Annotated in this window: 26 protein-coding genes; all 26 read right to left on the bottom strand. The window is 41.7% G+C overall.

Going from position 1 to position 16070, the window contains the following annotated elements; genetic code table 11:
* Positions 1–59: 59 nt before the first annotated feature.
* The 26 genes from secY to rpsL all read right to left on the bottom strand — a co-directional run bounded on the left by secY (position 60) and on the right by rpsL (position 16060).
* Positions 60–1352 carry a preprotein translocase subunit SecY gene (gene secY / locus AC0VXY_RS00840; RefSeq protein WP_435994202.1) on the bottom strand — a complete coding sequence of 431 codons (1293 nt, stop codon included), beginning with the start codon at positions 1350–1352 and terminating at the stop codon, positions 60–62.
* On the bottom strand, positions 1352–1792 hold the full coding sequence (gene rplO, locus AC0VXY_RS00835; protein WP_060674101.1) for a 50S ribosomal protein L15: 441 nt from the start codon (positions 1790–1792) through the stop codon (positions 1352–1354). Before rplO ends, secY begins: the two co-directional genes overlap by 1 nt.
* Positions 1793–1824: 32 nt before the next feature.
* The gene (gene rpmD, locus AC0VXY_RS00830; protein WP_044340532.1) at positions 1825–2007 is read right to left on the bottom strand and encodes a 50S ribosomal protein L30; all 183 of its coding nucleotides are present in this window, start codon (positions 2005–2007) and stop codon (positions 1825–1827) included.
* Positions 2008–2020: 13 nt separating this feature from the next.
* Positions 2021–2521 carry a 30S ribosomal protein S5 gene (rpsE, locus tag AC0VXY_RS00825; protein WP_060674103.1) on the bottom strand — a complete coding sequence of 167 codons (501 nt, stop codon included), beginning with the start codon at positions 2519–2521 and terminating at the stop codon, positions 2021–2023.
* 23 nt (positions 2522–2544) lie between these two features.
* Positions 2545–2907 carry a 50S ribosomal protein L18 gene (rplR, locus tag AC0VXY_RS00820; RefSeq protein ID WP_201716422.1) on the bottom strand — a complete coding sequence of 121 codons (363 nt, stop codon included), beginning with the start codon at positions 2905–2907 and terminating at the stop codon, positions 2545–2547.
* Positions 2908–2940: 33 nt separating this feature from the next.
* Positions 2941–3480, bottom strand: coding sequence for a 50S ribosomal protein L6 (gene rplF, locus AC0VXY_RS00815; protein WP_435994206.1), 540 nt, complete (start codon positions 3478–3480; stop codon positions 2941–2943).
* 30 nt (positions 3481–3510) lie between these two features.
* Positions 3511–3909 carry a 30S ribosomal protein S8 gene (gene rpsH, locus AC0VXY_RS00810; RefSeq protein ID WP_060674108.1) on the bottom strand — a complete coding sequence of 133 codons (399 nt, stop codon included), beginning with the start codon at positions 3907–3909 and terminating at the stop codon, positions 3511–3513.
* Positions 3910–3939: 30 nt separating this feature from the next.
* Entirely contained in the window at positions 3940–4125 is a 186-nt protein-coding gene (locus AC0VXY_RS00805) for a type Z 30S ribosomal protein S14 (RefSeq protein ID WP_010191505.1), read from the bottom strand.
* Positions 4126–4149: 24 nt separating this feature from the next.
* On the bottom strand, positions 4150–4689 hold the full coding sequence (rplE, locus tag AC0VXY_RS00800) for a 50S ribosomal protein L5 (protein ID WP_060674110.1): 540 nt from the start codon (positions 4687–4689) through the stop codon (positions 4150–4152).
* A gap of 26 nt (positions 4690–4715) precedes the next feature.
* On the bottom strand, positions 4716–5027 hold the full coding sequence (gene rplX / locus AC0VXY_RS00795; RefSeq protein ID WP_034765969.1) for a 50S ribosomal protein L24: 312 nt from the start codon (positions 5025–5027) through the stop codon (positions 4716–4718).
* Between the two features lie 39 nt (positions 5028–5066).
* Entirely contained in the window at positions 5067–5435 is a 369-nt protein-coding gene (rplN, locus tag AC0VXY_RS00790; protein WP_060674112.1) for a 50S ribosomal protein L14, read from the bottom strand.
* Positions 5436–5479: 44 nt separating this feature from the next.
* Positions 5480–5743 carry a 30S ribosomal protein S17 gene (gene rpsQ, locus AC0VXY_RS00785; RefSeq protein WP_032085279.1) on the bottom strand — a complete coding sequence of 88 codons (264 nt, stop codon included), beginning with the start codon at positions 5741–5743 and terminating at the stop codon, positions 5480–5482.
* A 20-nt stretch (positions 5744–5763) separates the two neighbouring features.
* A complete protein-coding gene (rpmC, locus tag AC0VXY_RS00780; RefSeq protein ID WP_060674114.1) occupies positions 5764–5967 on the bottom strand; it encodes a 50S ribosomal protein L29 in 204 nt (67 codons plus the stop codon).
* Entirely contained in the window at positions 5957–6391 is a 435-nt protein-coding gene (gene rplP, locus AC0VXY_RS00775) for a 50S ribosomal protein L16 (protein ID WP_060674116.1), read from the bottom strand. The genes rpmC and rplP overlap by 11 nt, the downstream gene beginning before the upstream one ends.
* A 2-nt stretch (positions 6392–6393) precedes the next feature.
* Positions 6394–7050 (bottom strand): 30S ribosomal protein S3, encoded by a 657-nt coding sequence (rpsC, locus tag AC0VXY_RS00770; protein WP_060674118.1) that lies wholly within the window; start codon positions 7048–7050, stop codon positions 6394–6396.
* A 3-nt stretch (positions 7051–7053) separates the two neighbouring features.
* Entirely contained in the window at positions 7054–7395 is a 342-nt protein-coding gene (rplV, locus tag AC0VXY_RS00765; protein WP_034765976.1) for a 50S ribosomal protein L22, read from the bottom strand.
* A gap of 19 nt (positions 7396–7414) precedes the next feature.
* Positions 7415–7693 (bottom strand): 30S ribosomal protein S19, encoded by a 279-nt coding sequence (gene rpsS, locus AC0VXY_RS00760; RefSeq protein ID WP_060674120.1) that lies wholly within the window; start codon positions 7691–7693, stop codon positions 7415–7417.
* A gap of 60 nt (positions 7694–7753) precedes the next feature.
* Positions 7754–8584: a 50S ribosomal protein L2 gene (gene rplB, locus AC0VXY_RS00755; RefSeq protein ID WP_060674122.1), complete on the bottom strand. Its 831-nt coding sequence runs from the start codon at positions 8582–8584 to the stop codon at positions 7754–7756.
* A gap of 31 nt (positions 8585–8615) precedes the next feature.
* Positions 8616–8900 carry a 50S ribosomal protein L23 gene (gene rplW / locus AC0VXY_RS00750; protein ID WP_034765982.1) on the bottom strand — a complete coding sequence of 95 codons (285 nt, stop codon included), beginning with the start codon at positions 8898–8900 and terminating at the stop codon, positions 8616–8618.
* Positions 8900–9523: a 50S ribosomal protein L4 gene (gene rplD / locus AC0VXY_RS00745; RefSeq protein ID WP_475526611.1), complete on the bottom strand. Its 624-nt coding sequence runs from the start codon at positions 9521–9523 to the stop codon at positions 8900–8902. Before rplD ends, rplW begins: the two co-directional genes overlap by 1 nt.
* Before the next feature lie 30 nt (positions 9524–9553).
* Positions 9554–10183, bottom strand: coding sequence for a 50S ribosomal protein L3 (rplC, locus tag AC0VXY_RS00740; protein ID WP_060674124.1), 630 nt, complete (start codon positions 10181–10183; stop codon positions 9554–9556).
* 35 nt (positions 10184–10218) lie between these two features.
* Entirely contained in the window at positions 10219–10527 is a 309-nt protein-coding gene (rpsJ, locus tag AC0VXY_RS00735; RefSeq protein ID WP_034676072.1) for a 30S ribosomal protein S10, read from the bottom strand.
* Between the two features lie 1147 nt (positions 10528–11674).
* Positions 11675–12865 carry an elongation factor Tu gene (gene tuf / locus AC0VXY_RS00730; RefSeq protein WP_034765989.1) on the bottom strand — a complete coding sequence of 397 codons (1191 nt, stop codon included), beginning with the start codon at positions 12863–12865 and terminating at the stop codon, positions 11675–11677.
* Between the two features lie 127 nt (positions 12866–12992).
* Positions 12993–15071 (bottom strand): elongation factor G, encoded by a 2079-nt coding sequence (fusA, locus tag AC0VXY_RS00725; protein WP_435994213.1) that lies wholly within the window; start codon positions 15069–15071, stop codon positions 12993–12995.
* A gap of 51 nt (positions 15072–15122) precedes the next feature.
* Positions 15123–15593 (bottom strand): 30S ribosomal protein S7, encoded by a 471-nt coding sequence (gene rpsG / locus AC0VXY_RS00720; protein ID WP_034765993.1) that lies wholly within the window; start codon positions 15591–15593, stop codon positions 15123–15125.
* A 44-nt stretch (positions 15594–15637) separates the two neighbouring features.
* Positions 15638–16060 (bottom strand): 30S ribosomal protein S12, encoded by a 423-nt coding sequence (gene rpsL, locus AC0VXY_RS00715; protein ID WP_034765995.1) that lies wholly within the window; start codon positions 16058–16060, stop codon positions 15638–15640.
* Positions 16061–16070 lie beyond the last annotated feature (10 nt).

Raw genomic sequence — 16070 nt, 5'->3', positions numbered from 1 at the left:
GTACTCCCCCTAATTGTCTATAAAATGGTTTCAGGAACAAGTTGTTCCCGAAAACCCTCTTATTTAATAAATCCTTTGTAGTGACGTTTCACTAACTGTGCCTCTAGTTGCTTCATAGTCTCAAGTGCAACCCCTACTACGATCAGTAGGCTTGTTCCACCAATTTGAGCTGCAGGAGGTAATCCTGCAAAGTTAATGAAGAAAACCGGTAGGACTGAAATAACAGCTAAGAAAATGGCCCCGACAAATGTTAGACGATACAGAACGCGAGTGAGATACTCTTGTGTGGTTTTACCTGGACGAATACCAGGGATATATCCACCTTGCTTCTTCAAGTTTTCAGCCATTTGTTCTGGATTCACTTGAATGAAAGCATAGAAATACGTAAAGGCAACGATCAGAGCTACATAGATGATCATACCAACTGGTTTGGTGTAATCAAAGATGTACTGGATAGTACTGGTCACATCATTATCTCCAAAAAAGGATGAAATGGTCTGTGGAGTGATGATAAAAGAAATCGCAAAGATAACTGGAATAACACCCGCAGCATTCACCTTTAATGGTAGATGTGTTGATTGTCCACCAACCGGACTACGCCCCACTAAACGTTTTGCATATTGAATCGGAATCTTACGAAGTGCTTGTTGGATAAACACGACACCAACCACGATTGCAATAACTGCTAAAACAAGAAGTGCAAGAACCACAATACGAAGGAAGAGCTGTTCGCCTGCTCCCTCAATTTGTTGAGCATAGATTTGGTTTACAGTGTTAGGGATCGCAGCAACGATACCTGCAAAGATCAGGATCGAAATACCATTCCCAACACCTTTAGCCGTGATTTGTTCACCCAGCCACATAAGAAAAGCCGTACCAGCTGTTAGAACTAAAGCAATTAGTAGGTACGTACTGACTCCGGGGTTTTGGATAAGCATTCCACCGTAAATTCTATTAAAGCCGTAGGACATTCCCAAAGCCTGGATGAATCCAAGAATGATAGTGAAATAACGTGTGAACTGAGCTAATTTACGGCGCCCGACTTCACCTTGCTTAGACCACTCAGTAAACTTCGGTACAACATCCATTTGCAGGAGCTGCACGATGATCGAAGCCGTGATATAAGGCATGATTCCCATCGCAAAGATGGAGAAGTTCTTTAACGCACCGCCACCAAATGTATTCAGGAATCCAAGGATCCCTGCCTGGTCTTGCATTTTCAATACATTAGCGTCTACGCTTGGTACAGGAATAAAGGTACCAAGACGAAAGACTATTAACATTAGAAGGGTGAAGATAATTTTGTTTCTTATATCACCCACGCGCATAAAATTGGAGACAGCTTGAAACATTAGATCACCTCGGATGTACCGCCAGCAGCTTCGATAGCTTCTTTAGCAGTGGTTGAGAATTTGTGTGCTTTTACTGTAAGCTTTTTCTCGATTGAACCTTTACCAAGAATCTTAATTCCTGCTTTTTCGTTACTCACTACACCAGATTCTACAAGTAGAGCTGGAGTAACTTCTGTACCATCTTCGAAGCGATTCAATACGTCAAGATTGACGATTGCATATTCTTTACGATTGATGTTCGTGAATCCACGTTTAGGTAGACGTTGGAACAATGGTGTTTGACCACCCTCAAAGCCAGGACGAGTTCCGCCACCTGAACGGGCGTTTTGTCCTTTATGACCTTTACCAGAAGTCTTTCCATTACCTGAACCAATACCACGTCCTACACGATTGCGGACTTTACGTGAACCTTCTGTAGGCTTTAACTCATGTAATTTCATGTCGGCACCTCCTTTTTTTTAAGCGTTAAAAATTATTTTTCAGTTACTGTAACAAGGTGAGCCACTTTGTTGATCATACCGCGGATAGCAGCATTATCTTGTTGCTCAACTGTTTGGTGCATTTTGCGAAGCCCTAAAGCTTCAACCGTTTTGCGTTGATCTTGAGGACGACCAATTGTACTGCGAGTGAGGGTAATTTCTAGTTTGTTAGCCATCGTTATCCCTCCCTTATCCTAAAATCTCTTCTACTGATTTACCACGTAATTTTGCAACGTCTTCAGCGGTCTTTAATTGTTTTAAACCTTCGATTGTTGCGCGAACCATGTTAATTGGAGTGTTAGATCCTAAAGACTTAGATAGGATATCTTGAACACCAGCTAATTCAAGTACGGCACGAACAGGTCCACCAGCAATAATTCCTGTACCCGCAGAAGCAGGTTTGATCAGAATTTGACCAGCACCAAATCGTCCAGTTACTAGGTGAGGTGTTGTACCTTCAACCATAGGAACTTCAATTAGATTTTTCTTCGCATCTTCAATCGCTTTACGGATTGCTTCAGGTACCTCTTGAGCTTTACCCGTTCCGAAACCAACGTGGCCGTTTTTGTCGCCCACTACTACAAGAGCAGCGAAACGGAAACGACGTCCACCTTTAACAACTTTCGCAACACGATTGATTGTAACTACGCGTTCTTCAAATTCTAGTTTACTTGGATCAATACGACGCATCTGGATTGTCCCTCCTTTTTTTATTAAAATTCTAAGCCGTTTTCACGAGCTGCTTCAGCTAAAGCTTTGATACGGCCATGATATAAATATCCACCACGGTCAAATACTACGGATTTTAATCCTTTTTCTACTGCACGTTTCGCAACTAGTTCTCCAACTTTAGCTGCTGCATCAGCAGTAGCAGATGAGTCTAGATTGAAATCTTTATCTTGAGAAGATGCACTAACTAGAGTAACACCATTCATATCATCGATAAGTTGAGCGTAGATATTTTTGTTAGAACGGAAAACGTTCAAACGAGGACGAGTTTCAGTTCCAGTAATCTTTGAACGGACACGAGCATGTCTCTTCTTACGTGTTTTGTTCTTATCTGGCTTAGTAATCACCTACGGTCACTCCTTTCTGTTGCCTACGCGGCATTATTTACCTGTTTTACCTTCTTTACGACGAACATATTCACCTTCGTAGCGAATACCTTTTCCTTTGTAAGGCTCAGGAGAGCGTACAGCACGAATGTTAGCAGCTAATGCTCCAACACGTTCTTTGTCGATACCTTTGATAGATATCTTTGTATTAGCCGGTACTTCGATCTCGATACCTTGTTCTGGTTCAATCTCAACTGGGTGAGAGTAACCAACATTAAGGATAAGCTTAGTACCTTGTTTTTGAGCACGGTAACCTACACCGACTAGCTCAAGATTTCTTTGGAATCCTTTAGATACACCTTCAACCATGTTCGCGATTAGGGCACGAGTTGTACCGTGTAACGCGCGGTGTTCTTTTGCATCAGAAGGACGAGTAACTGTTGCTACATTTCCTTCTAATTCAACTTTAATATCAGAATTGAATGTACGAGAAAGTTCCCCTTTAGGTCCTTTTACAGTTACTGTGTTATCTTCAGCAATTGTTAGAGTAACGTCAGATGGAATTTCTACTGGTAGTTTTCCTACACGTGACATCCTGTTGCACCTCCATTCATATAAAAAATATTACCAAACGTAAGCTAGTACTTCTCCGCCTACTTGTTGAGCACGAGCTTCTTTATCAGTTAACACACCTGTAGAAGTAGAAACAAGCGCGATACCTAAACCGTTTAGCACTCTAGGTACCTCTGTAGATTTAGCATATACACGTAAACCAGGTTTAGAGATACGCTTTAATCCAGTAATTACACGTTCGTTGTTTGCTCCATATTTCAAGAAAATGCGGATAACACCTTGCTTGTTATCTTCTACATATTCTACGTCACGTACGAAACCTTCACGTTTGAGGATTTCTGCAATTTCTTTCTTGATGTTAGAAGCAGGAACTTCTAATCTTTCGTGACGAACCATGTTCGCATTACGGATGCGAGTTAGCAAATCTGCAATTGGATCTGTCATTGTCATAATAATTTACCTCCTTCCCAATATGGGGTATTACCAACTAGCTTTCTTAACGCCAGGAATCTGACCCTTGTATGCAAGTTCACGGAAACAAATACGGCAAAGCTTGAATTTACGGATAACTGAATGAGGACGTCCGCAACGTTCGCAACGAGTATACGCTTGAACATTATGCTTTGGCGTGCGTTTTTGTTTCGCAATCATAGATTTTTTAGCCACATTTTCGCCTCCCTTATATAGCGATTACTTTTGGAATGGCATTCCGATTTGTGTCAACAATTCACGAGCTTCTTCGTCTGTGTTCGCAGTTGTTACGATTACGATATCCATACCGCGTGCTTTAGACACTTTATCATAATCAATCTCAGGGAAAATCAATTGCTCTTTTACTCCTAATGTATAGTTACCGCGACCGTCGAATGCTTTTTTAGAAACACCGCGGAAGTCACGTACACGTGGAAGTGAAACAGAAATTAATTTATCTAAGAATTGGTACATACGCTCTCCGCGAAGAGTAACTTTTGCACCGATTGGCATACCTTCACGAAGACGGAAGCCTGCGATAGATTTTTTAGCTTTTGTTACAACTGGCTTTTGACCAGTAATTTGAGTTAATTCATCAACAGCTACATCAAGAGCTTTTGAGTTTGAAACAGCATCGCCAACACCCATGTTGACAACGATCTTTTCAACTTTAGGTACTTCCATTACTGATTTGTAATTGAATTTGCTAACTAGAGCTGGACTGATTTCTTGTTGGAATTTTTCTTTTAGGCGGTTCATTCAGAATACCTCCCTTCTTAATCGTACTATTTATCTAGAACTTCACCTGATTTTTTTGCTACACGTACTTTTTTGCCGTCTTCTGTCTTATAACCTACACGAGTTGGCTCGTTAGATTTCGGATCTAGAAGCATAACATTTGATACATGGATAGATGCTTCCTGGCTGATGATTCCGCCTTGCGGATTCATCTGTGAAGGTTTAGCGTGTTTTTTTACAACGTTGATTCCTTCAACTAGCACTCGGTCTTTCTTTGGGAATGAAGCAAGAACAACACCTGTCTTACCTTTGTCTTTCCCAGTAATGACCATTACTTTATCGCCTTTTTTTACATGCATTTCATCGCACCTCCTTGAATGGCCCAATGCTAATATCTATTAAAGAACTTCTGGAGCTAAAGATACAATTTTCATAAAGTTGCTGTCACGCAGTTCACGGGCAACAGGTCCGAAGATACGAGTTCCACGTGGTCCCTTATCGTCACGGATAATGACACAAGCGTTCTCGTCGAACTTAATGTAAGTACCGTCTTGACGACGTACACCAGATTTAGTACGTACAACAACTGCTCTGACTACGTCACCTTTTTTAACAACGCCACCTGGTGTTGCTTGTTTTACTGTACACACGATAACATCACCGATGTTAGCCGTCTTGCGTCCAGAACCACCAAGCACTTTAATAGTTAATACTTCACGAGCACCAGAGTTGTCAGCAACTTTTAAACGTGATTCTTGTTGAATCATGTAGGTAACCTCCCTTCGGAATATAAAATATCCGAACAAATATATTAGATAATAACTGCTTTTTCAACAACTTCTACTAAACGGAAACGTTTTGTAGCAGATAGTGGACGAGTCTCCATGATACGTACGATATCGCCTACTTTTGCTTCGTTGTTCTCATCATGAGTTTTAAACTTCTTAGAGTACTTAACGCGCTTGCCGTATAGAGAATGCTTTTTATAAGTTTCTACCATAACCGTTACTGTTTTATCCATTTTGTCGGAAACAACACGGCCAGTGTATACCTTACGTTGGTTGCGGTCACTCATTTAAGCAAACCTCCTCTCATTTATCGATTGTTAACCCCGATCTCTCTTTCACGGATTACAGTTTTCATACGAGCGATCCCTTTGCGGACTTCACGGATGCGAGCTGTATTTTCTAATTGTCCAGTCGCGAGTTGGAAGCGAAGGTTAAATAACTCTTCTTTCAGAGTCTTTACTTTTTGTTCAATTTCAGCAGTGGTTAGGTCACGAATTTCATTACTTTTCATTTGATTCACCACCAATTTCCTCACGTTTTACAAACTTCGTTTTGATTGGAAGTTTATGTGATGCTAGACGAAGCGCTTCACGAGCTACCTCTTCAGAAACACCAGCGATTTCAAACATGATTTTTCCAGGCTTAACTACTGCTACCCAACCTTCTGGAGCACCTTTACCTGAACCCATACGTACTTCTAAAGGTTTTGCAGTGTAAGGTTTATGAGGGAAGATTTTAATCCATACTTTACCGCCACGTTTCATGTAACGAGTCATAGCGATACGAGATGCTTCGATTTGACGGTTTGTGATCCAAGAAGCTTCAACTGCTTGTAAACCGTATTCACCGAACGCTACTTCTTGACCGCCTTTAGCACGTCCACGCATTTTTCCGCGGTGTTCGCGACGATGTTTAACGCGTTTAGGTAATAACATAATTATTTGCCTCCTTCCTCAGATTTCTTTCTTGTAGGAAGAACTTCTCCACGATAGATCCATACTTTAACGCCAAGCTTACCATAAGTTGTATCAGCTTCTGCATGAGCATAGTCAATGTCAGCGCGTAGAGTATGAAGTGGAACAGTACCTTCACTGTAATGTTCTGAACGAGCGATATCTGCTCCGCCTAAACGACCAGATACTTGTGTTTTGATTCCTTTTGCACCGGCACGCATCGCACGTTGTAGCGATTGTTTCTGAGCACGACGGAAAGAAACACGATTTTCTAATTGGCGAGCGATGTTTTCAGCTACTAGTTTAGCATCAACGTCAGCTCTTTTGATTTCAACGATGTTGATGTGTACACGTTTTGAAGTAAGTTCGTTTAATGCTTTACGAAGTGCTTCAACTTCTGTACCACCTTTACCGATAACCATACCAGGTTTAGCTGTATGAACAGTAATGTTAATACGATTTGCTGCGCGTTCGATTTCTACTTTAGAAACAGAAGCGTCAACTAAACGTTTTGCAATATATTCACGTACTTTAATGTCTTCGTGTAATAGATTAGCGTAATCTTTATCTGCGTACCATTTAGATTCCCAATCACGGATTATTCCGACACGAAGTCCGACCGGATGTACTTTTTGACCCACAGCTTATCCCTCCTTCTTTTCTGATACGACAAGTGTAATGTGACTTGTACGTTTGTTAATTTGACTTGCACGTCCCATCGCACGAGGACGGAAACGTTTAAGTGTTGGTCCTTCATTTACATAAGCCTCAGTTACCACTAGGCTATTAATATCCATGTCAAAGTTGTGCTCTGCGTTCGCAATAGCAGACTTAAGTACTTTTTCGATTACTGGTGAAGCAGCTTTAGGTGTATGCTTTAAAATAGCAACCGCTTCTCCAACTTGCTTTCCTCGGATTAGATCAACGACTAAACGTACTTTACGAGGAGCAATACGTACTGTTCTTGCAACAGCTTTTGCTTGCATTAGGATACCCTCCTCTCAATTAGCGTCTTGTTTTCTTATCATCACTTGCATGACCTTTGTAAGTACGAGATGGCGCGAATTCACCAAGCTTGTGTCCTACCATGTCTTCAGTGACGTATACAGGTACATGTTTACGACCATCGTAAACTGCGATAGTGTGACCGATGAATGCTGGGAAGATTGTTGAGCGACGAGACCAAGTTTTAACAACTTGTTTGCCTTCAGTTTCGTTCAATTTCTCAACCTTATTCATTAAATGATCATCAACAAAAGGTCCTTTTTTTAAGCTGCGACCCATGTTTGAACCTCCCTTCGTGACTGATCTACGGCTCTTTTCAGGAACCGTAGTACAATCCCGTTATTTTTTGCGACGACGCACAATAAATTTATCAGATTTGTTGTTTTTCTTACGTGTCTTGTATCCAAGAGTAGGTTTACCCCATGGAGACATTGGTGATTTACGTCCGATTGGAGCGCGACCTTCACCACCACCGTGTGGGTGATCGTTAGGGTTCATGACAGAACCACGAACTGTTGGGCGTTTACCTAACCAACGAGAACGACCGGCTTTACCAATGTTGATAAGTTCGTGTTGTTCATTTCCAACTTGACCTATAGTAGCACGACAAGCAGAAAGAATCATACGAGTTTCACCAGAGTTCAAACGTACAAGTACATATTTACCTTCTTTACCAAGTACTTGAGCAGATGTACCAGCAGAACGAACTAACTGACCACCCTTACCTGGTTTAAGTTCAATATTGTGTACGATTGTACCAACTGGGATGTTGATAAGTGGTAATGCATTACCTACTTTGATATCTGCTTCTGGTCCAGACATTACTTCCATACCTACAACAAGTGTTTTAGGTGCTAGAATGTAACGTTTTTCTCCATCAGCGTAGTTGATTAGTGCAATATTAGCTGAGCGGTTTGGATCGTATTCGATCGTAGCAACGCGTCCAGGTATACCATCTTTTTCACGTTTGAAATCGATGATACGGTATTGGCGCTTATGACCGCCACCTTGATGACGAACTGTTAACTTACCTTGGTTGTTACGGCCACCCTTTTTGTGTAGGGGTGCTAAAAGTGACTTTTCCGGAGAATCAGTCGTGATTTCAGCGAAATCAGAACTAGTCATGCCGCGACGACCATTAGAGGTAGGTTTATACTTTTTAATCGCCATGTTTTTCCCTCCTCTTCTTAATTAAAGAATTTTATACTTCAAAGAATTCGATTTCTTTACTGTCAGCAGTAAGCTTAACGATAGCTTTACGACGCTTGTTAGTGTAACCAGCGTGTTTACCCATGCGTTTGAACTTACCTTTGTAGTTCATGATGTTTACTTTATCTACTTTCACGTCAAAGATTGCTTGAACGGCGTCTTTTACTTGAGTTTTGTTGGCTCTAGTATCAACTTCGAAAGTATACTTTTTCTCAGACATAAGATCAGTTGAAGCCTCTGTAATTACGGGGCGCTTAATGATTTCACGTACATCCATTATGCGAGCACCTCCTCTACTTTTTCAACAGCTGATTTAGTCATCACTAGTTTGTCATGTCCTAATACATCCAGAACGCTAATTCCTTCTGCAGTGACAACCGTTACACCAGGGATGTTACGAGCTGAAAGTGCTACGTTTTCGTCAAGACCGTCAGTGATTACTAATGTTTTAGAATCAACAGAAAGACCCTTTAGGACGCTAGCAAATTCTTTTGTTTTAGGAGCATCGAATGATAATGCTTCTAATACTAAGATGTTTTCTTCTACTACTTTAGAAGATAGTGCAGATTTAATCGCTAAGCGACGAACTTTCTTAGGAAGTTTGTAGCTGTAGCTGCGTGGAACCGGTCCAAATACAGTACCACCACCGCGCCATTGTGGAGAACGGATTGACCCTTGACGAGCACGACCTGTTCCTTTTTGACGCCAAGGCTTACGCCCACCGCCACGTACTTCAGAACGATTTTTTACTTTGTGATTACCTTGACGTAAAGACGCTCTTTGCATCAATACTGCTTCAGTCAACACATGTGTGTTTGGTTCAATACCAAAAACAGTGTCATTAAGTTCAATATCACCAACTTTAGAACCGCTTTGGTTAAATAATGCTACTTTCGGCATTCTTGTTTCCTCCTTTCTTGAAAAGTTCTATTAGTTTGCTTTAATAGCAGACTTTACTTTGATCAGTTGTTTCTTAGGTCCAGGTACATTACCTTTGACTAAGATAAGGTTACGTTCAGCATCTACTTTTACAATTTCAAGGTTTTGAATTGTAATTTGCTCTCCGCCCATACGTCCAGGTAGTAATTTACCTTTGAATACACGGTTTGGATCAACAGGACCCATTGAACCGGGACGACGGTGGTAACGAGAACCATGGGACATAGGTCCGCGTGATTGGTTGTGACGCTTGATAGCACCTTGGAAACCTTTACCTTTTGAAACTCCTGTTACATCTACGATTTCGCCTGCAGCGAAAATATCAACTTTGACTTCTTGACCAACTTCGTACTCTTCTACGTTTACACCGCGGATTTCACGGATGAAGCGCTTAGGAGCAGTTTCAGCTTTAGCAACGTGGCCTCTCTCTGGTTTGTTAGAAAGCTTTTCACGTTTGTCTTCAAAACCTACTTGGATAGCTTCGTAGCCATCAACGTCTGTAGATTTCTTTTGAAGTACCACGTTTTGAGCAGCTTCGATAACAGTTACAGGGATAAGATCACCGTTTTCAGCGAAAACTTGAGTCATACCAATCTTTCTTCCTAAGATTCCTTTGGTCATAAGTCACACCTCCTAATTATTATGGTTTTTATGAATTAAAGTTTGATTTCGATATCTACACCTGATGGTAAGTCTAAACGCATAAGCGCATCAACTGTTTGAGGTGTTGGGTTTACAATGTCGATTAAGCGTTTGTGAGTACGCATTTCGAATTGCTCACGAGAATCTTTGTATTTGTGCACAGCACGTAAAATTGTATAAATAGACTTTTCAGTCGGTAGTGGGATCGGTCCTGAAACCGCCGCACCAGAACGTTTTGCTGTTTCAACAATTTTCTCAGCTGATTGATCAAGAATCCTGTGATCATAAGCCTTTAAACGGATACGAATCTTTTGTTTTGCCATTATTTTCCCTCCTTTATCGCCTATTTTTGAATAGACATTCTCCACAGAAATTTCCCACACACTCGCCATGGCAAAGCGGCCGTGTGTGTCAGCAACCTTCTGTTTCATCGCAGTCAAAGACCAACATTGTCTATTATAACTAAAACACCCAGAAGAAGCAAGGGTTTCTTGCAATTTCTTTATGTTTTGCACACTTTCTCTATTATACAAACGAACGGGGATATTTTCAAGGTTATGTGGTATTTTCACAATATTTAATATAACGACCAATACATAACTTTTTGCTGCAATAATACCTTGCAATTTGGATTTACCTATATACATGTTCATGAGTGTGTGCCTGTTGATTTCCACTGCAGGCTCGCTTTCCGCGGGGCTGGCGGTGAGCCTCCTCGGGCTTCGCCCTGCGGGGTCTCAAGATCCAGCTCCGGCGGCTAGTCCCTCGAGGTCATAAGTCAAATCAACCAAAAAGGCAAAGAACGCCTTTCCGGTTGATTCGCCTTATGCTTGTCGGGCCTGACCAAGCCGCCTCCGCTTTTCGTACCTATCCCACATTTCCCGCAGGAGTCAAGCTGCCTTCCGTTCCAATCAACAATGGGTTTTAAATATAAGAATTCATAAATGAATTCTTATTATCTCTTTTATATAAAAAGGTGATAGTAACCTTAACTTCATGAGAGCCATTAAGAATAATCAAATCACCTTACTTATATAGAAGAAAGTCGCAAATTTTATTATTTACCCTTGTTGGATCTAGAGTCGAAGTCATAAAACAGAAAGTGGTGGAATAAAGTGTGAAATTGAAAGGTCGTTCTTCTTTTTGAATCGGCATAGGATATAAATTTTATTTATTTGAACCACCCAGCACTTATTCTGCAGATGCTAGCTGTTGATTGGAGTGCAAGACGGAGACTCCTACGGGAAAAGCGGAATAGGTGAGACCCCGCAGGAGCGACAGTGACGAGGAGGCTCGCCTTCCGCCCGAGGAAAGCGAAGTCTTGCACGGAAATCAACAGCGGTGCAACAAAGCGATTTTTAAGTCCCTTATATTACATATAGTTTTGAATATACTTATCTTCCCATTAATATAATTTTGCACACAAAAAAACAGATGGACATGGTGTCCATCTGTTTTTGATATCAAAGATTACTCAGTGATTGTAGCTACTACTCCAGCACCTACAGTACGTCCACCCTCACGGATAGAGAACTTAGTACCTTCTTCGATAGCGATTGGAGCGATAAGCTCAACAGTCATTTCGATGTTATCGCCAGGCATAACCATTTCTACACCTTCAGGAAGGTTACAGATACCAGTTACGTCAGTTGTACGGAAGTAGAACTGTGGGCGGTAGTTAGTGAAGAATGGAGTGTGACGTCCACCTTCTTCTTTAGAAAGAACATAAACTTCTGCTTTGAACTTTGTGTGTGGAGTGATTGTACCTGGCTTAGCAAGTACTTGTCCACGTTGGATATCTTCACGAGCTACACCACGAAGTAGTGCACCGATGTTGTCTCCAGCTTCAGCATAGTCAAGAAGCTTACGGAACATTTCTACACCTGTTACAGTAGTAGATTTTGGTTCTTCAGAAAGACCGATGATGTCGATAGTGTCTCCAACTTTAACTTGTCCACGCTCAACACGACCAGTAGCAACTGTACCACGACCTGTGATTGAGAATACATCCTCAACAGGCATCATGAATGGCTTATCAGTGTCACGCTCTGGAGTTGGGATGTAGCTATCTACAGCTTCCATAAGTTCGAAGATTTTCGCTTCCCACTCAGCATCTCCTTCAAGAGCTTTAAGAGCAGAACCTTTGATTACTGGTACGTCATCGCCAGGGAAATCGTACTCAGAAAGAAGGTCACGAACTTCCATTTCTACTAATTCAAGTAGTTCTTCGTCGTCTACCATGTCACATTTGTTCATGAATACAACTAGGTATGGAACACCTACTTGACGAGAAAGAAGGATGTGTTCACGAGTTTGTGGCATTGGGCCGTCAGCAGCAGAAACTACTAGGATCCCACCATCCATTTGTGCAGCACCAGTGATCATGTTCTTAACATAGTCAGCATGTCCTGGGCAGTCAACGTGTGCATAGTGACGAGTATCAGTTTCGTACTCAACGTGCGCAGTAGAGATTGTGATTCCACGTTCTCTTTCTTCTGGAGCACCGTCGATTTGGTCATATGCCATTGCAGTTCCACGACCATACTTCTTGTGAAGTGTAGTTGTGATTGCAGCTGTTAGAGTTGTTTTACCATGGTCAACGTGACCGATTGTACCGATATTCGCATGTTGCTTGGAACGATCAAATTTTTCCTTACCCATTTGAAAATCCTCCTTTGATTTTAAAGAAAATAAGTATATGTTGGGTGTCTCAGAGACAGTGAAAACCATCTCTGACACAACAATTGCTTACATTAGTATTTATACTTTATAAAAGCGAATAAATCAATTATTCACCTTTATTTTTTTTGATGATTTCTTCTGAAATCGATTTAGGTACTTCTTCGTAGTGATCGAAGTGCATGGAGTATGTTCCGCGCCCTTGTGTATTAGAACGAAGGGAAGTTGCATATCCAAACATTTCTGATAGAGGTACGAACGCTTTAACGACTTGAGCGTTACCGCGTGCTTCCATACCTTCTACGCGTCCACGACGGGAAGTAACGTCACCCATGATATCTCCAAGGTATTCCTCAGGGATAACAACCTCAACTTTCATCATCGGCTCAAGGATGACCGGCTTACATTTAGAAGCAGCATTCTTAAGGGCCATTGATGCAGCGATTTTGAACGCCATCTCAGAGGAGTCGACGTCATGGTATGAACCATCGAATAATCTTGCTTTAACATCAACAAGTGGGAAACCAGCTAAGACACCATTTTCTAAAGCGTCAGTTAGACCGGCTTGTACAGCAGGGATGTATTCACGAGGAACTACACCACCGACGATACCGTTCTCGAATTCGAATCCTTTACCTTCTTCGTTAGGTGAGAATTCGATCCAAACGTGTCCGAATTGTCCACGTCCACCAGATTGACGGGCGAACTTACCTTCAACTTTAGCCGTATCACGGAAAGTCTCACGGTAAGATACTTGAGGAGCACCTACGTTTGCTTCTACTTTGAATTCACGTCTCATACGGTCAACGATGATATCTAAGTGAAGCTCACCCATACCCGCGATGATAACCTGTCCAGTTTCCTGGTCAGTGTGAGCGCGGAATGTTGGATCTTCCTCTTGAAGTTTTTGAAGAGCAGTCGTCATTTTATCTTGGTCAGCCTTTGATTTAGGCTCAACAGATAGAGAGATAACCGGCTCTGGGAATACCATGGATTCTAAGATAACAAGGCTCTTTTCATCACATAGTGTATCTCCAGTACTTGTATCCTTCAGACCAACTGCTGCTGCAATGTCCCCAGCGTAAACAGTGGAGATCTCTTCACGGGAGTTAGCGTGCATTTGCAGGATACGTCCTACGCGTTCACGTTTACCTTTAGAAGAGTTTCTTACATATGAACCAGAATCTAATGTTCCTGAGTACACACGGAAGAATGTTAATTTACCAACATAAGGGTCAGTTGCAACTTTGAACGCTAAAGCAGAGAATGGTGCATCGTCTGTTGAAGGACGAGTAACTTCTTCTTCTGAATCAGGAACAAAACCTTTGATATCTTCAACATCTGTTGGTGCTGGAAGATAATCGATAACTGAGTCAATTAGTAATTGAACCCCTTTGTTTTTGAAGGCAGACCCACAGACTACTGGATAGAACTCTACAGTTAGAGTTGCTGTACGGATAGCTGCTTTAAGCTCATCGTTTGTAAGCTCTTCACCTTCTAAGTACTTCATCATAAGCTCTTCATCAAGTTCAGATACCGCTTCAATTAGTTTTCCACGGTATTCTTCAGCTTGATCTTTGTACTCTTCAGGAATGTCACGAGCTTCTGCGCGAGTTCCAAGGTCATCTTCATAGAAGTAAGCTTTCATTTCTACTAAGTCGATGATTCCTTCGAAGTCATCCTCAGCACCGATTGGAAGCTGAACAGGATGTGCATTAGCTTGTAGACGCTCATGTAGTGTACCTACAGAGTAAAGGAAGTCAGCACCGATTTTGTCCATTTTGTTAACGAACACAACACGGGGAACCCCGTAAGTTGTTGCTTGGCGCCATACAGTTTCAGTTTGAGGCTCAACACCAGATTGAGCATCAAGTACTGCTACTGCACCATCAAGTACACGCAGGGAACGTTCAACTTCAACAGTGAAGTCTACGTGACCCGGTGTATCGATGATGTTGATACGATGGCCTTTCCATTGGGCTGTCGTCGCAGCAGAAGTGATAGTGATACCACGTTCCTGCTCTTGCTCCATCCAGTCCATTTGAGAAGCACCTTCGTGAGTTTCTCCGATTTTATGGATACGACCTGTATAAAATAGGATACGCTCAGTTGCAGTTGTTTTACCGGCATCGATGTGAGCCATGATACCGATATTACGAGTGTTTTCTAAGGAGAACTCTCTAGGCATGCGGTCTTTCTCCTTCCTTATAAAAGAATGATTTGTTTGATTAAGGTCAGATTACCAACGATAGTGAGCAAACGCTTTGTTCGCTTCAGCCATCTTGTGTGTATCTTCACGCTTCTTGACAGAAGCTCCAGTGTTGTTAGCTGCATCAAGGATTTCGTTAGCTAAACGCTCTTCCATTGTCTTCTCACCGCGAAGACGAGAGTAGTTTACTAACCAACGAAGACCTAATGTAGTACGACGCTCTGGACGCACCTCTACAGGTACTTGATAGTTTGAACCACCTACACGACGAGCTTTTACTTCCAATACCGGCATGATATTTTTTAAAGCTGCATCGAATACTTCCATTGCATCTTTACCTGAACGCTCGCTAATGATATCAAACGCTGCGTATAATTTCTTTTGAGCTTTACCTCTTTTACCGTCAATCATGATTTTATTGATTAAACGAGTAACTAGTTTAGAATTGTACATTGGATCAGGTAAAACGTCTCTTTTTGCTACAGGACCTTTACGTGGCATGTGATTTCCTCCTTTCAACGAGAAATGAATTTATAGTAGTTTGATTATTTTTTAGCTGCTTTAGGGCGCTTAGTTCCGTATTTAGAACGTCCTTGCATACGGCCGTCAACTCCAGCTGTATCAAGTGCACCACGTACGATGTGATAACGTACTCCCGGTAAATCCTTTACACGTCCTCCACGGATAAGAACAACACTGTGCTCTTGAAGGTTGTGCCCGATACCAGGAATGTAAGCAGTAACCTCGATTCCATTCGTTAAACGAACACGTGCATATTTACGTAGCGCCGAGTTCGGTTTCTTTGGAGTCATTGTACCAACACGAGTACATACACCACGTTTTTGTGGAGAAGACAAGTTCGTGTGCACCTTCTTAAAGCTGTTATAACCTTTGTTAAGAGCTGGTGACTTTGATTTAGTTGATTTTGACTGACGAGGCTTGCGAACTAATTGGTTAATAGTTGGCATTTTGTTTTCC

The organism is Rossellomorea sp. QJM3NY_18, assembly GCF_056173145.1.
Note: the sequence above shows the minus strand (reverse complement) of the source record. Positions and strands in the feature narration are given on the sequence as shown.

Excerpts from the sequence above, each read along its gene's own strand:
- rpmD (WP_044340532.1), bottom strand. The coding sequence starts at position 2,007 with ATGGCTAACAAACTAGAAATTACCCTCACTCGCAGTACAATTGGTCGT.
- rpsG (WP_034765993.1), bottom strand. The coding sequence starts at position 15,593 with ATGCCACGTAAAGGTCCTGTAGCAAAAAGAGACGTTTTACCTGATCCA.
- rpsJ (WP_034676072.1), bottom strand. The coding sequence starts at position 10,527 with ATGGCAAAACAAAAGATTCGTATCCGTTTAAAGGCTTATGATCACAGG.
- rpsS (WP_060674120.1), bottom strand. The coding sequence starts at position 7,693 with ATGGGTCGCAGCTTAAAAAAAGGACCTTTTGTTGATGATCATTTAATG.
- fusA (WP_435994213.1), bottom strand. The coding sequence starts at position 15,071 with ATGCCTAGAGAGTTCTCCTTAGAAAACACTCGTAATATCGGTATCATG.
- rpsH (WP_060674108.1), bottom strand. The coding sequence starts at position 3,909 with ATGACAATGACAGATCCAATTGCAGATTTGCTAACTCGCATCCGTAAT.
- rpsL (WP_034765995.1), bottom strand. The coding sequence starts at position 16,060 with ATGCCAACTATTAACCAATTAGTTCGCAAGCCTCGTCAGTCAAAATCA.
- rpsE (WP_060674103.1), bottom strand. The coding sequence starts at position 2,521 with ATGCGTCGTATTGATCCAAGTAAACTAGAATTTGAAGAACGCGTAGTT.
- rpsQ (WP_032085279.1), bottom strand. The coding sequence starts at position 5,743 with ATGAGTGACCGCAACCAACGTAAGGTATACACTGGCCGTGTTGTTTCC.
- rpmC (WP_060674114.1), bottom strand. The coding sequence starts at position 5,967 with ATGAAAAGTAATGAAATTCGTGACCTAACCACTGCTGAAATTGAACAA.
- rplE (WP_060674110.1), bottom strand. The coding sequence starts at position 4,689 with ATGAACCGCCTAAAAGAAAAATTCCAACAAGAAATCAGTCCAGCTCTA.
- rplB (WP_060674122.1), bottom strand. The coding sequence starts at position 8,584 with ATGGCGATTAAAAAGTATAAACCTACCTCTAATGGTCGTCGCGGCATG.
- rplD (WP_475526611.1), bottom strand. The coding sequence starts at position 9,523 with ATGCCGAAAGTAGCATTATTTAACCAAAGCGGTTCTAAAGTTGGTGAT.
- rplN (WP_060674112.1), bottom strand. The coding sequence starts at position 5,435 with ATGATTCAACAAGAATCACGTTTAAAAGTTGCTGACAACTCTGGTGCT.
- rplX (WP_034765969.1), bottom strand. The coding sequence starts at position 5,027 with ATGCATGTAAAAAAAGGCGATAAAGTAATGGTCATTACTGGGAAAGAC.
- rplP (WP_060674116.1), bottom strand. The coding sequence starts at position 6,391 with ATGTTATTACCTAAACGCGTTAAACATCGTCGCGAACACCGCGGAAAA.
- rplO (WP_060674101.1), bottom strand. The coding sequence starts at position 1,792 with ATGAAATTACATGAGTTAAAGCCTACAGAAGGTTCACGTAAAGTCCGC.
- rplV (WP_034765976.1), bottom strand. The coding sequence starts at position 7,395 with ATGCAAGCAAAAGCTGTTGCAAGAACAGTACGTATTGCTCCTCGTAAA.
- rplC (WP_060674124.1), bottom strand. The coding sequence starts at position 10,183 with ATGACCAAAGGAATCTTAGGAAGAAAGATTGGTATGACTCAAGTTTTC.
- tuf (WP_034765989.1), bottom strand. The coding sequence starts at position 12,865 with ATGGGTAAGGAAAAATTTGATCGTTCCAAGCAACATGCGAATATCGGT.
- rplF (WP_435994206.1), bottom strand. The coding sequence starts at position 3,480 with ATGTCACGTGTAGGAAAACTACCAGTAGAAATTCCATCTGACGTTACT.
- rplW (WP_034765982.1), bottom strand. The coding sequence starts at position 8,900 with ATGGATGTACGTGAAATCATTAAGCGCCCCGTAATTACAGAGGCTTCA.
- secY (WP_435994202.1), bottom strand. The coding sequence starts at position 1,352 with ATGTTTCAAGCTGTCTCCAATTTTATGCGCGTGGGTGATATAAGAAAC.